The sequence below is a fragment of the Serratia sp. CY82433 genome (genome assembly GCF_052166535.1).
GTDB lineage: Bacteria > Pseudomonadota > Gammaproteobacteria > Enterobacterales > Enterobacteriaceae > Serratia > Serratia sarumanii.
In genome coordinates, this window is sequence record NZ_JBJNOR010000002.1 from 158,414 (window position 1) to 172,801 (window position 14,388).

Below are 14,388 nucleotides of genomic sequence, written 5' to 3' on the forward strand. Positions count from 1 at the left end.
CCTGACCTCAAAGCAGAAAAAAGAACCTTAGGCCACGGCGAGAAAAATGCAAGCGCATTGCCATGACCACGCATAAAAAAACCAGTGGGTCGCCCCACTGGCTGGTGAAACAGCACCATTACTCAGAAATTGGTTGCCGGAGCCCCTACAGGTGCTCGCGATACTGCTTATCGGTCATCTCTTTGATGTCCCATTGCGTCAGGTGCGCCAGCATCGCCAGCCGCGCCTGCTCGGGCACCACACTCAGCCAGTCTGCGCGCTGGCGGCGCACCGCGCTGAAATAGCGCTGGTAGAACTGTCTGGATAAGAAAGCTTTCATCATTACGCCCTCCCCCTTTCATTGATGAAAATTATCGGCGTAATATAGGGAAAGAAAAATTGACGAGTTGAGGCAGGAGCGTTCCTCTTTTATGTCCACGTCCCGATTGCAGCAGCAGTTCATCCGTCTGTGGCAGCGCTGCCACGGTGAAACCACCGACACCACGCTGCAGGATCTGGCGGAGGTGCTGAGCTGCTCGCGGCGCCACGTGCGCTCCCTGCTGAGCGCCATGCAGCGAGAGGGCTGGCTCACCTGGCAGGCGGAGTCGGGGCGCGGCAAACGTTCGCGGCTAACCTTCCACTACACCGGCCTGGCGCTGCAGCAACAGCGGGCCGAGGAGCTGTTGGAACAGGACCGCATCGATCAGTTGGTGCAGCTGGTGGGCGACAAAAACGTGGTGCGCCAGATGCTGCTGTCGCAGCTGGGGCGCAGTTTCCGCCAGGGGAAACATATCCTGCGGGTGCTCTACTACCGGCAGCTGTACAACCTGCTGCCCGGCTCGGCGCTGCGGCGTTCGGAGACCCATTTGGCGCGCCAGATCTTCAACGGCCTGACGCGCATAAATGAGGAAAACGGGGAACTCGAGTCCGATCTGTCCCACCATTGGCAGGCGCTGACGCCGCTGCACTGGCGGTTTTACCTGCGCCCGGCGATCCATTTTCATCACGGCCGCGAGCTGGAGATGGCGGACGTCATCACTTCCCTCTCGCGTCTGACCTCGCAACCGCTGTTCTCGCATATCGAGAGCGTCACCTCGCCGACGCCGTTCGTGATCGACGTGCAGCTGCGCAGCCCCGACCACTGGCTGCCCTGGCTGCTGGGCAGCGTGCAGGCCATGATCCTGCCGCGCGAATGGCGCGAACTGCCTGATTTCGCCCGCCATCCGGTCGGCACCGGCCCCTACCGCATGATGCGCAACCATCCCAGCCAGATGAAGATCCACGCCTTCGACGACTATTTCGGCTATCGGGCGCTGATCGACGAGGTGAACATCTGGGTGCTGCCGGAGTTTTCCGAAGAGCTGGTGCACTCCGGCGTACAGCTGCAGGGCGATGAAACCGGCAACAGCGAGCTGGAAAGCCGGCTGGAAGAGGGCTGCTATTTCCTGCTGTTCGATCAGCGCTCCCCGCTGGCCGCCGATCCCGCCATTCGCAGTTGGCTGTGCGAATTGATCAACCCCATTTCGCTGCTGAGCCACGCCGGGCCGCTCTACCAGCGCTATTGGTCGCCGGCGTACGGCCTGCTGCCGCGCTGGCACCACAACCGCACGCTGGCGCAGCAGCCCAAGCCCGCGGGCCTGACCGAACTGACGATGACCCACTTCAATGAGCATTCGGAGTTTCACGCCATTCGCCAGGCGATCGAACCGCTGCTGGCGCAGCACGGCATCCGCCTGATTGTGCAAAGCGTGGATTACGCCACCTGGCACCAGGGCGACGCGCGCAGCGATCTGTGGCTCGGCAGCGCCAACTTCTATCTGCCGCTGGAGTTTTCGCTGTTCGCCACGCTGTACGAACTGCCGCTGGTGCAGCACTGCATGAACGAAGATCTGGCGCAGGACGCGGCGCTGTGGCGCGCCAACCGCTTGCCGCTGGCGGAGTTCTGCCAGCGTCTGGTCAGCAACCACCAGCTGCATCCGCTGTTCCATCACTGGCTGCAGTTGCACGGCCAGCGCAGCATGCGCGGCGTGCGGATGAACACCCTCGGCTGGTTCGACTTCAAGTCCGCCTGGTTTGCCCCGCCGGAGGCATAAGCGCCTTTCGCCCGGGTCGGTTAATCTTTACAATAGCGCCGTCTCAACGGGGTGCGGTAAGTCGGGCCGCATGATAAGCCCGATTTTCCGCTGAGAGCACACCCGTCGAACCTGATCCGGTCAATACCGGCGGAGGGATTTGAGCCCAGCGAACCGGCGACGCCGCCTCGCCCCCTCAGATGCCCTTGCCCCCTTATTTTTCAGGAGTGCAACGTGGTCAAAACATATCTGCCCTGCTTATTGCTGCTGTGCGCCGCGCCGGTGTTCGCCAAGCCGACGCTGACGGTTTACACCTACGATTCCTTCGCCGCCGACTGGGGCCCCGGCCCGGCGGTGAAAAAAGCCTTCGAAGCCGAGTGCGACTGTGAATTGAAGTTCGTCGCGCTGGAAGACGGCGTCTCGCTGCTGAACCGCCTGCGCATGGAAGGCAAGAACAGCGCCGCCGACGTGGTGCTGGGGCTGGACAACAACCTGTTGCAGGCGGCGCAGCAAACCGGCCTGTTCGCGCCGAGCGGCGTCGACACCGCCAAACTGACGGTGCCGGGCGGCTGGCAGGACGCGACCTTCGTGCCTTACGACTACGGTTACTTCGCCTTCGTCTACAACAAAGAAAAGCTGAAGAACCCGCCGAAAAGCCTGCAGGAGCTGGTCAGCAGCGATCGCAACTGGAAAGTGATCTACGAAGATCCGCGCACCAGCACGCCGGGCCTCGGCCTGCTGCTGTGGATGCAAAAAGTGTATGGCGACAAGGCGCCGGCCGCCTGGCAGCAGTTGGCGAAGAAGACCGTCACCGTCACCAAAGGCTGGAGCGAAGCCTACGGCCTGTTCCTGAAAGGCGAAGGCGATCTGGTGCTCAGCTACACCACCTCTCCCGCCTATCACCTGATCGAAGAGAAAAAAGATCTCTACGCCGCCGCCACGTTCAGCGAAGGCCACTACCTGCAGGTAGAAGTGGCGGGCAAGCTGAAGGCCGCCAAACAGCCTGAGCTGGCGGAGCGCTTCATGCAGTTCATGGTGACGCCGGCGTTCCAGAACACCATCCCGACCGGCAACTGGATGTACCCGGTGATCAACACCCCACTGCCCGTCGGCTTTGAGCAGATGAACGTGCCGCAGACCGCGCTGCAATACAGCGCCGAAGAGGTGGCCAAACAACGCGGCGGCTGGATCCGGGCATGGCAAACCGCCGTCAGCCGCTGATCCCCCGCTGGCTCTGGCCGGGGCTGCTGGCCGCCGGCGTGATCCTGCTGGTCGCCGCGCTGGCGATGGGCTCGCTGTGGCGTCACGCGCCGGACAGCGACTGGCGCGGCCTGTGGCAGGACAGCTACCTGTGGCACGTGGTGCGCTTCACCTTTTGGCAGGCGCTACTGTCGGCGCTGATTTCGGTGCTGCCCGCCGTTCTGCTGGCACGCGCGCTCTATCGCCGCCGTTTCCCCGGCCGTCAGCTGCTGCTGCGGCTGTGCGCCATGACGCTGGTGCTGCCGGTGCTGGTGGCGGTGTTCGGCCTGCTCAGCGTCTATGGGCGCCAAGGCTGGCTGGCGACGCTGTGCGGCTGGCTGGGCATCGAATATGGCTTCTCGCCCTACGGTCTGCAGGGCATTCTGCTGGCGCACCTGTTCTTTAACCTGCCGCTGGCCACCCGCCTGTTGCTGCAGGCGCTGGAGAACATTCCGGTGGAGCAGCGCCAGCTGGCCGCCCAACTGGGCATGAACGGCTGGCAGCAGTTCCGCTTCGTCGAATGGCCGGCGCTGCGCCGCCAGATCCTGCCGAGCGGCGCGTTGATCTTCATGCTGTGCTTCGCCAGCTTCGCCACCGTGCTGTCGCTGGGCGGCGGGCCGCAGGCCACCACCATCGAACTGGCGATCTACCAGGCGCTGAGTTACGACTACGATCTGGGCCGCGCCGCCATGCTGGCGCTGATCCAGTTAAGCTGTTGTCTGGGGCTGGTGTTGCTCAGCCAGCGGCTGAGCCAGGCGCTGCCGGTGGGCCATACCCACGCCCAGCGCTGGCGCAACCCGGAAGACAGCCTGTGGCGGCGCGTCGGCGATTTTCTGCTGATCGCCGCCGCGCTGTTGCTGTTATTGCCGCCTCTGCTGGCGGTGATCGCCGACGGCGCCAATCAGGCTATCGTCAGCGTGCTGCGCCAGCCGGTGCTGTGGCAGGCGCTGTTCACGTCGCTGCGCATCGCCCTCGGCGCCGGGCTGCTGTGCGTGGCGCTCACGATGATGCTGCTGTGGAGCAGCCGCGAGCTGAAGCTGCGGCAGCATCTGCGCGGCGGCCAGGCGCTGGAGCTGAGCGGCATGGTGATCCTGGCGATGCCGGGTATCGTGCTGGCCACCGGCTTCTTCCTGCTGCTGAGCGATACGATCGGGCTGCCGCAGTCACCCTATGCGCTGGTGATCCTCACCAATGCGCTGATGGCGGTGCCCTATGCGCTGAAGGTGTTGGAGAACCCGATGCGCGACCTCGCCGAACGCTACAACCCACTGTGCCTGTCGCTGGATATCCACGGCTGGCAACGGCTGCGGCTGATCGAACTGCGCGCGCTGCGCCGCCCGCTGGCGCAGGCGCTGGCCTTCGCCTGCGTGCTGTCGATCGGCGATTTCGGCGTAGTCGCCTTGTTTGGCAACGAGCATTTCCGTACCCTGCCTTTTTACCTGTATCAGCAGATTGGCGCCTACCGCAGCAACGACGGGGCGGTGACCGCGCTGCTGTTGCTGCTGTTGTGCTTCCTGTTGTTTACCCTGATCGAACGCTTACCGGGGCGCCATGCTGACGCTTGAAAAACTGACCTATCTGTATGAACACTTGCCGATGCGCTTTGATCTGCGCATCCAGCCGGGCGAGCGCGTCGCGGTGCTCGGCCCCAGCGGCGCCGGTAAAAGCACCCTGCTGAGCCTGATCGCCGGTTTTCTGCCGGCGGCCAGCGGCCGGCTGCTGCTGAACGGCGAAGACCACACCGCCACACCGCCGGCCAAACGGCCGGTGTCGATGCTGTTTCAGGAGAACAACCTGTTCGCGCACCTGACGGTAGCGCAGAACATCGGGCTGGGGTTGGATCCCGGTCTGCGCTTGACTGAACAGCAGCGCCAACAGCGGGCGCATATCGCCCGTCAGGTCGGCCTGGAAGAGCACCTGGAGCGTCTGCCGTCGCAGCTTTCCGGCGGCCAGCGTCAGCGCGCCGCGCTGGCGCGCTGTTTGATTCGCCAACGGCCGATCCTGCTGCTCGACGAGCCCTTCTCAGCGCTCGATCCGGCGCTGCGCAACGAGATGCTGCAGCTGCTGCAGACGGTGTGCGAACAGCGCAACCTGACGCTGCTGATGGTGTCGCACAACCTCGACGACGCGGCGCGCATCGCGCCGCGCACGCTGCTGGTGGTCGACGGCCGCATCTACTACGACGGCCCGACGCAGGCGCTGCTTGACGGCAGCGCGCCCGAAGCGCGCGTGCTGGGCATTTCGGGTAAAGCGTGATCTGACGCGCGTTTTTTATGCTGCGCCAATAAACCTGTTGTGCGAATTTTGCGCCTGTGTTTTTATAAAAACCTGACTCTTTTTACTGATGATAAGGTTCCCTGTGATCGCATCCTCGCTGACTTCGACCCTACTAGTTACCGCGCTACCAGCCGCGGTGGTCGTCGTGCGTGTGGTGGTGGTCGTCGGCAATGCGCCGTAGGGTCCGAATCAACGCATCGATTCCCAAACCCCGCCGGCGCAAACCGGGCGGGGTTTCTTGTTTTAGCACCCTGCCCAGAAAAGCTCACCGGCCTTGAGAAAGGACAGGAACATGGCAACTTCGGGCACGCCTCAACCGGGCACCAGCTTCACCGGCGCACAATTGATCGTTCATCTGCTGGAGCGGCAGGGCATCACCACCGTCGCCGGCATCCCCGGCGGCGCCGCGCTGCCGCTGTATGACGCGCTGAGCCAAAGCACTCGCATTCACCACGTGCTGGCGCGCCACGAACAGGGCGCGGGCTTTATGGCGCAGGGCATGGCGCGCGCCAACGGCAAAGCGGCGGTGTGCATCGCTTCCAGCGGGCCGGGCGCCACCAACCTGGTCACCGCCATCGCCGACGCCAAGCTCGACTCCATTCCGCTGGTGTGCATCACCGGTCAGGTACCCTCCTCGATGATCGGCACCGACGCCTTTCAGGAGGTGGACACCTACGGCATTTCCATCCCGATCACCAAGCACAACCATCTGGTGCGCGATATCCGTGAGCTGCCGCAGGTGATCGGCGACGCGTTCCGCATCGCCGAATCCGGCCGCCCCGGCCCAGTCTGGATCGATGTGCCGAAAGACGTGCAGACCGCCACCATCACCCTGGAAGAGCTGCCGCCGATCGCCGTGCCGGACGCCGCCCCAACCTTCGATCCGGCGCTGGTTGCGCAGGCCGCCGCGATGATCAACCAGGCGAAACGCCCGATCCTCTACCTGGGCGGCGGCATCATCTGCGCCGAGGCTCACCGGCAGGCGCTGGAACTTGCCGAACGCGCCGGTCTGCCTACCACCATGACGCTGATGGCGCTGGGGGCGATGCCGGTGGAACACCCGCTGTCGCTGGGCATGCTGGGCATGCACGCGGCGCGCAGCACCAACTTCATTCTGCAGGAGGCCGATCTGCTGATCGTGCTGGGCGCGCGCTTCGACGATCGGGCAATCGGCAAAACCGAGCAGTTCTGCCCTAACGCCGCCATCATTCACGTGGATATCGACCGCGCCGAGCTGGGCAAGGTCAAGCAGGCCAACGTGGCGATCCATGCCGACGTCGGCCAGGTACTGCAACAGCTGCTGCCGCAGATCGACACGCAGCCGCGCAGCGCGTGGCTGAGCACCGTCAACGACCTGAAGCGCGAGTTCCCGTTCAACATGCCGAACGCCGACGATCCGCTGAGCCATTACGGCCTGGTGCTGGCCGCCGCGCGCTGCGTGGACGACAGCGCCATTATCACCACCGACGTGGGTCAGCATCAGATGTGGGTGGCGCAGGCCTATCCGCTGAGCCGGCCGCGCCAGTGGCTGACGTCGGGCGGCCTGGGCACCATGGGCTTCGGTCTGCCGGCGGCGATCGGCGCGGCGCTGGCAGAGCCCGAGCGTAAAGTGCTGTGCTTCTCCGGCGACGGCAGCCTGATGATGAACATTCAGGAAATGGCCACCGCCGTCGAACACGATCTGGACGTGAAAATCATTTTGATGAACAACCAGGCGCTGGGGCTGGTGCACCAGCAACAAACCCTGTTCTACCAGCAGCGCATCTTCGCCGCCGCCTATCCGAAACGCACCGACTTCCTGAAGATCGCCGCCGGATTCGGGCTGGATACCTGCGATTTGAACGCCGCGGAAGATCCGCAGGCGGCGCTGGCCGAAGCGATCCAACGCCCGGGGCCCTGCCTGATCCACGCGCTGATCGATATCAACGAAAAAGTGTTCCCGATGGTGCCGCCGGGCGCCGCCAACATCGACATGATTGGAGAATAAGCCATGCTGCAACCACAAGATAAACCCCAGGTGATCCTGGAGCTGGCCGTGCGCAACCATCCCGGCGTCATGTCGCACGTTTGCGGGCTGTTCGCTCGCCGCGCGTTCAACGTCGAAGGCATTCTGTGTCTGCCGCTGAAGGACGGCCAGCAGAGCCGCATTTGGCTATTGGTCGCCGACGATCAGCGGCTGGAGCAAATGATCAGCCAGGTGGAAAAGCTGGAAGACGTGCTGCAGGTGAAGCGCCACAGCGAAGACGTGCGGGTATTTGAACAGCTGGAAGCGTTCTTTCAGTAATACGAAGGGGGCTTACGCCCCCGCAATCATTGCCCGGACAGCACCTGCCACAGCAGGTGCCGATACACCGGCATCAAGGGCTGCTGGCTCAGCAGATAACCGACCGCCAGCGCCGCCAGCCAGCTCAATCCGCAAACCACGCGCAGCCGCAGCGGCGTCAGCCAACGGCTCAGCCGATCGGCGCTGCGCTTATCCTCACGCCACCAGCGCCAACTCAGCCACACCGCCAGCCAGATCGTGAGCGCCGCGGCGAGCAGCAGCCACTTGAACATCGCGCTGTTGGCGCCGGCGGGAATGTCGATCGCCACGCCCGCCAGGATACCGGGGAAGAAATAGACCGGCGGCCAGGTCAGGCAACCGATGATGTTCGGCAAGGCAAACTTGTACGGCGGCAGATCGAGCATGCCGGCCACCATCGGCACCAGCGGGCGCGTCGGGCCAACGAAGCGGCCGATCAGAATGGTCGCCATGCTGTGCTGGTGCAAGGCGTGCTCGGTTTTGTCGAGCAGCGCTTTGTTCTTCTTCAGGAACGACCAGCGGTGCAAGGGCCCTTTGAAGGCGCGGCCGACGAAATAAGAGATCCAGTCGCCGAGCAGGCAGCCGACGATCCCCGCCGCCCAGGCGTAGTAGAAGTCCACCTTGCCGCTGCCGATCAGCGCGCCGATGCTGGCCATCATCACCGTGCCGGGCAGCAGCAGCCCCACCAGCGCCAGCGACTCGAGAAAAGCGACCAGCAGGACGACCATCAGGGTGAAAGCCAGCGACTGGGTGATCAAATCTTGTAAATAGGCTTCCATTACACCTCTGCGGATTATTCGGCCAAACGGGGCGAAGGATTTTCCAGCGCCGCCGCTGGCGAGTCAATCGATGAATTGTATGCGTATTTGGCAGCGCCGAACGCCGATGGACAATGACTGTATAAAAACACATACTATAATTTATCTATATTAGCGCCAAAACCGACATCTCGCTGAATGTCGCGCACGCCGCCCGGCGGAAGACGAAGGGGTTATGACAGCACTGCAACAGGGTTTCCTGCTCACTCGCCACTGGCGCGACACGCCCGCCGGCACCGAGGTCGAATTTTGGCTGGCGACCGACGCGGGTCCGTGTCAGCTGCGCTTGCCGCCGCAAACCTCGGTGGCGTTTATCCCCGCCGAACAAAAGCCGCGCGCGGAACTGCTGCTGCGCGAAGAACGGCAGGTGGAACTGAAACCGCTGGCACTGACGGATTTTCATCACCGCCCGATGCTGGGGCTGTACTGCCGCCAGCACCGTCAGCTCATCAAGCTGGAAAAACTGCTGCGGGAAGGCGGCGTTACGGTCTACGAGGCCGACATTCGCCCGCCCGAACGCTATCTGATGGAGCGCTTCATCACCGCGCCGGTGTGGTTCAACGGCCAGGCCAACGGCGGCGGGCCGTTGCTCAATGGCCAGATGAAGCCGGCGCCGGACTACCGCCCGACGCTCAGGCTGGTGTCGCTGGATATCGAAACCACCGCCCACGGCGAGCTTTACTCCATCGCGCTGGAAGGCTGCGGCCAGCGGCAGGTCTACATGCTGGGGCCGGCCAACGGCGGCGATGCGCCGCTGGATTTCGATCTGGAATACTGCGCCAGCCGCCCCCAACTGCTGGAACGACTCAACGCGTGGCTGGAGCGCCACGATCCCGACGCCATCATCGGCTGGAACCTGGTGCAGTTCGATCTGCGGGTGCTGCAAAAGCACGCCGAACGCTACCAAATCCCGCTGCGGCTGGGGCGCGGCGGCAACCTGCTGGAGTGGCGCGAGCACGGCTTCAAGCAGAATCACTTTTTCGCCGCCGCCGCCGGCCGCCTGATCATCGACGGCATCGAAGCGCTGAAGTCCGCCACCTGGAACTTTCCCTCCTTCAGCCTGGAATACGTTTCGCAGGAACTGCTGGGTGAAGGCAAGGCGATCGACAACCCTTATCAACGCATGGCGGAGATCGACCGGCGCTTCGCCGAAGACAAACCGGCGCTGGCCCGCTACAACCTGAAGGACTGCGAGCTGGTGACGCGCATCTTCGCCAAGGCCGATCTGCTCAACTTCCTGCTGGAACGCGCCACCGTCACCGGGCTGGCGGCCGATCGCAGCGGCGGATCGGTGGCGGCCTTCAGCCACCTTTATATGCCACGCATGCACCGCCTGGGCTTTGTCGCCCCCAACCTCGGCGAACAGCCGGAGGAACACAGCCCCGGCGGCTTCGTGATGGACTCCCGGCCCGGCCTGTACGATTCGGTGCTGGTGCTGGACTATAAAAGCCTGTACCCGTCGATCATCCGCACCTTCCTGATCGATCCGGTCGGACTGGTGGAAGGCATGCGCCACCCAAACGACGCCGATTCGGTGCCCGGCTTTCGCAACGCCCGCTTCTCGCGCAGCAAACACTGCCTGCCGGCGATCGTCGAGCAGATCTGGCAGGGGCGCGAGGCCGCCAAGCGCCAACACAACAAGCCCCTGTCGCAGGCGCTGAAGATCATCATGAACGCGCTGTACGGCGTGCTGGGATCGAGCGGCTGCCGCTTCTTCGATCCGCGGCTGGCGTCGTCGATCACCCTGCGCGGCCACGAGATCATGCGTCAAACCCGCGAGCTGATCGAAGCCGAAGGTTATCAGGTGATTTACGGCGATACCGACTCCACCTTCGTGTGGCTGAAACAGCCGCATGACGAGCAGCAGGCGGCGCAGATCGGCCGGACGCTGGTGCAGCGGGTCAACGCCTGGTGGCAGCAGCATCTGCAGCAGCAGTTCGGGCTGGAGAACGCGCTGGAGCTGGAGTTCGAAACCCACTATTCCCGCTTCCTGATGCCGACCATTCGCGGCGCCGAACAGGGCAGCAAGAAGCGCTACGCCGGCCTGATCGCACGCGGCGGCGGCGAGGAAGAGATGGTGTACAAAGGCCTGGAAACGGTGCGCACCGACTGGACGCCGCTGGCGCAGCAGTTCCAGCAGCAGCTCTATCAGCGCATCTTCAAACGGCAGCCCTACCAGGACTATGTGCGCGACTACGTCGGCAAAACCCTGAACGGCGACTTCGACGATCAGCTGGTGTACCGCAAGCGCCTGCGCAGGAAACTCGACGACTATCAGCGCAACGTGCCGCCGCACGCCCGCGCCGCGCGCATCGCCGACGACTACAACCGCAGCCAGGGGCGGCCGCTGCAGTATCAGAACGGCGGCTGGATCAGCTACGTGATGACCGTCGCCGGGCCGGAACCGCTGGAAACGCGCCATTCGCCCATCGACTATCAGCATTACCTCGAACGCCAGCTGCAACCGGTGGCAGACGCTATACTCCCTTTCTTGCACGACGATTTCACCACGCTGGTCACCGGGCAGATGGGGCTGTTTTGAGATTGCGCCAGGTTAAGAAAAATCATCCGGTTTTGCAGGTGACGAACGCGCCGCCTTCCATTACCATAGCGCCCTTCCCAAAACTGAACCACGCTTAGCCCTGCCGTCTCACGACGTCTGCATGGCGTGAACGGCTATTGCCCGTCAAATTTAAAACAAACCGGGATAGCAGACGTTCAGTACAGGTGCCGCGGCCCTTCCCGCCCGGTAACAAGACTTACTTACAAAGAATCGAGCCGACAATATATGCCTTTTACTCTTGGTCAACGCTGGATCAGCGACACGGAAAGCGAATTAGGACTGGGCACCGTCGTGGCGCTGGACGCGCGCATGATTACCCTGCTTTTCCCCGCCACCGGTGAAAACCGCCTCTATGCCAGAAACGATTCGCCGATCACCCGCGTGATGTTCAACCCGGGCGATACCGTCAGCAGCCACGAAGGATGGCAGCTGCAGGTGGAAGAGGTGAAAGAGGAAAACGGTCTGTTGACCTATATCGGCACCCGCCAGGACACCCAGGAGAGCGGCGTGGCGATGCGCGAAGTCCTGCTGGACAGCAAGCTGACCTTCAGCAAGCCGCAGGATCGCCTGTTCGCCGGCCAAATTGACCGCATGGACCGTTTCGCGCTGCGTTTTCGCGCGCGCAAGTACCAGAGCGAGCAGTATCGCCTGCCGTTCGCCGGCCTGCGCGGCATGCGCGCCAGCCTGATCCCGCACCAGTTGCACATCGCCCATGAAGTCGGCCAGCGCCATGCGCCGCGCGTGCTGCTGGCGGACGAAGTCGGCCTCGGCAAAACCATCGAAGCCGGCATGATCATCCACCAGCAGCTGCTGGCGGGCCGCGCCGAGCGCGTGCTGATCGTGGTGCCGGAAACGCTGCAGCACCAGTGGCTGGTGGAGATGATGCGCCGCTTCAACCTCTACTTCTCGCTGTTCGACGACAGCCGCTACGCCGAAGCCAAGCTCGACAGCAGCAACCCGTTCGAAACCGAACAGCTGGTGATCTGCTCGCTGGACTTCGTGCGCCGCAACAAGCAGCGCCTGGAAGAGCTGGCGGACGCCCAGTGGGATCTGCTGGTGGTTGACGAAGCGCACCACCTGGCCTGGAGCGAAGAAGCGCCGAGCCGCGAATATCAGGTGATCGAACAGCTGGCCGAGCATATCCCCGGCGTGCTGCTGCTGACCGCCACCCCGGAACAGCTGGGCCAACAGAGCCACTTCGCGCGCCTGCGCCTGCTCGATCCAAACCGTTTCCACGACTACGGCGAGTTCGTCGCCGAGCAGCAGAAATACCGCCCGGTGGCCGACGCCGTCACCCTGCTGCTGAGCGGTAAACGCCTGGCCGACGACAAATTGAACCTGTTGGGCGAGCTGATCGACGAGCAGGACATCGAACCGCTGCTCAAAGCCGCCAACAGCGAAGGCGACAACGCCGAGCAGGCGCGCCAGGAGCTGGTTTCCATGCTGATGGATCGCCACGGCACCAGCCGCGTGCTGTTCCGCAACACCCGTAACGGCGTGAAGGGCTTCCCGCACCGCAACCTGCACCAGATCAAGTTGCCGTTGCCGACCCAGTATCAGACTGCGATCAAAGTGTCCGGCATCATGGGCGCCAAGAAGTCCGTCGAAGCGCGCGCGCGCGACATGCTGTACCCGGAGCAGATCTACCAGGAATTCGAGGGCGAAAACGCCACCTGGTGGAACTTCGACCCGCGCGTCGAGTGGCTGCTGGACTACCTGCTGGCCAACCGCAACGAAAAAGTGCTGGTGATCTGCGCCAAGGCCGACACCGCGCTGCAGCTGGAGCAGGTGCTGCGCGAGCGTGAAGCGATCCGCGCCGCGGTGTTCCACGAAGGGCTGTCGATTATCGAGCGCGACCGCGCCGCCGCCTACTTCGCCTCCGAAGAGGAAGGCGCGCAGGTGCTGCTGTGTTCCGAGATCGGCTCCGAAGGCCGCAACTTCCAGTTCGCCAGCCAGCTGGTGATGTTCGATCTGCCGTTCAACCCGGATCTGCTGGAACAGCGTATCGGCCGTCTGGACCGTATCGGCCAGATGCACGATATCCAAATCATGGTGCCTTACCTGGAGCACACCGCGCAGGCGGTGCTGGGTCGCTGGTTCCACGAGGGGCTGGACGCCTTCGAACACACCTGCCCGACCGGCCGCACCATCTACGACAGCTGCTACGAGCAGTTGATCGGTTATCTGGCCGCGCCGACCGAACAGGAAGGCTTTGACGAATTCATCCACGCCTGCCGCCAGCAGCACGATCAGTTGAAAGCGCAGCTGGAACAGGGCCGCGACCGCCTGCTGGAGATGCACTCCAACGGCGGCGACAAAGCCCAGGCGCTGGCCGCCGCCATCGCCGAGCAGGATAACGACGTCAATCTGGTGGGCTTCGCGCTCAACCTGTTCGACATCGTCGGCATCAACCAGGAAGACCGCAGCGACAACCTGATCGTGCTGACGCCGTCCGACCATATGCTGGTGCCGGACTTCCCGGGCCTGCCGCAGGACGGCTGCACCGTCACCTTCGATCGCGATCGGGCGCTGTCGCGCGAAGACGCGCAGTTCGTCAGCTGGGAGCACCCGATCATCCGCAACGGCCTGGATCTGATCCTGTCCGGCGATACCGGCAGCTGCGCGGTGTCCCTGTTGAAAAACAAAGCGTTGCCGGTCGGCACCCTGTTGGTTGAGCTGGTGTACGTGGTGGAGGCTCAGGCGCCGAAGCACCTGCAGCTGACCCGCTTCCTGCCGCCGACGCCGATCCGCATGCTGATGGATCGCAAGGGCACCAACCTGGCGGCGCAGGTCGAGTTCGAAAGCTTCAACCGCCAGTTGAACGCGGTCAACCGCCACACCTCCAGCAAGCTGGTCAACGCCGTGCAGCAAGACGTGCACGCCATGCTGCAGCAGGCGGAAAGCCTGGTGGAAGTGCAGGCGCGCACGCTTATCGAACAGGCGAAGCAAGAGGCGGACGACAAGCTGAGCGCCGAGCTGGCGCGTCTGGAAGCGCTGAAGGCGGTCAACCCGAACATCCGCGACGACGAAGTCGAAGCGCTGGAGTTCAACCGCCGTCAGGTGCTGGCCAACCTCAATGAAGCCGGCTGGCGTCTCGACGCCATTCGTCTGGTGGTGGTCACCCACCAGTAACCGGCG

At 63.6% G+C, this 14,388-nt stretch carries 11 protein-coding genes and 1 riboswitch; of the genes, 9 read left to right on the top strand and 2 right to left on the bottom strand.

The genetic code is table 11. The features are described from left to right. Positions 1–145 precede the first annotated feature (145 nt). Entirely contained in the window at positions 146–322 is a 177-nt protein-coding gene (gene sgrT / locus ACJ8PI_RS14320; protein ID WP_170310358.1) for a glucose uptake inhibitor SgrT, read from the bottom strand. 88 nt (positions 323–410) lie between these two features. On the opposite strand from sgrT, the gene sgrR reads away from it, so the two are divergent. The 7 genes from sgrR (at position 411) to ilvN (ending at position 7,851) form a co-directional block, all read left to right on the top strand. Continuing rightward, the gene (sgrR, locus tag ACJ8PI_RS14325; protein ID WP_164134597.1) at positions 411–2,072 is read left to right on the top strand and encodes an HTH-type transcriptional regulator SgrR; all 1,662 of its coding nucleotides are present in this window, start codon (positions 411–413) and stop codon (positions 2,070–2,072) included. Between the two features lie 37 nt (positions 2,073–2,109). Next, a riboswitch (TPP riboswitch) is annotated at positions 2,110–2,228 on the top strand. A gap of 57 nt (positions 2,229–2,285) precedes the next feature. Beyond that, positions 2,286–3,272 (top strand): thiamine ABC transporter substrate binding subunit, encoded by a 987-nt coding sequence (gene thiB, locus ACJ8PI_RS14330; protein WP_033637088.1) that lies wholly within the window; start codon positions 2,286–2,288, stop codon positions 3,270–3,272. Next, positions 3,248–4,855, top strand: a complete 1,608-nt coding sequence (gene thiP, locus ACJ8PI_RS14335) for a thiamine/thiamine pyrophosphate ABC transporter permease ThiP (protein WP_164097704.1) — start codon at positions 3,248–3,250, stop codon at positions 4,853–4,855. Before thiB ends, thiP begins: the two co-directional genes overlap by 25 nt. Beyond that, positions 4,842–5,546, top strand: coding sequence for a thiamine ABC transporter ATP-binding protein ThiQ (gene thiQ, locus ACJ8PI_RS14340; protein ID WP_025301552.1), 705 nt, complete (start codon positions 4,842–4,844; stop codon positions 5,544–5,546). The genes thiP and thiQ overlap by 14 nt, the downstream gene beginning before the upstream one ends. Positions 5,547–5,634: 88 nt before the next feature. Then, entirely contained in the window at positions 5,635–5,748 is a 114-nt protein-coding gene (gene ivbL, locus ACJ8PI_RS14345) for an ilvB operon leader peptide IvbL (RefSeq protein WP_154747116.1), read from the top strand. 111 nt (positions 5,749–5,859) lie between these two features. Further along, positions 5,860–7,554 (top strand): acetolactate synthase large subunit, encoded by a 1,695-nt coding sequence (gene ilvB, locus ACJ8PI_RS14350; RefSeq protein ID WP_060388135.1) that lies wholly within the window; start codon positions 5,860–5,862, stop codon positions 7,552–7,554. Between the two features lie 3 nt (positions 7,555–7,557). Further along, positions 7,558–7,851, top strand: a complete 294-nt coding sequence (gene ilvN / locus ACJ8PI_RS14355) for an acetolactate synthase small subunit (protein WP_016929110.1) — start codon at positions 7,558–7,560, stop codon at positions 7,849–7,851. Positions 7,852–7,877: 26 nt separating this feature from the next. Here ilvN and ACJ8PI_RS14360 read toward each other — a convergent pair whose 3' ends face one another. Beyond that, positions 7,878–8,648: a DedA family protein gene (locus ACJ8PI_RS14360; RefSeq protein WP_033637083.1), complete on the bottom strand. Its 771-nt coding sequence runs from the start codon at positions 8,646–8,648 to the stop codon at positions 7,878–7,880. A 214-nt stretch (positions 8,649–8,862) separates the two neighbouring features. Between ACJ8PI_RS14360 and ACJ8PI_RS14365 the strand changes: the two genes are divergently transcribed. After that, positions 8,863–11,229, top strand: a complete 2,367-nt coding sequence (locus ACJ8PI_RS14365) for a DNA polymerase II (protein ID WP_164134598.1) — start codon at positions 8,863–8,865, stop codon at positions 11,227–11,229. A gap of 246 nt (positions 11,230–11,475) precedes the next feature. Next, positions 11,476–14,382 (top strand): RNA polymerase-associated protein RapA, encoded by a 2,907-nt coding sequence (gene rapA / locus ACJ8PI_RS14370; RefSeq protein ID WP_060428665.1) that lies wholly within the window; start codon positions 11,476–11,478, stop codon positions 14,380–14,382. Positions 14,383–14,388: the final 6 nt, after the last annotated feature.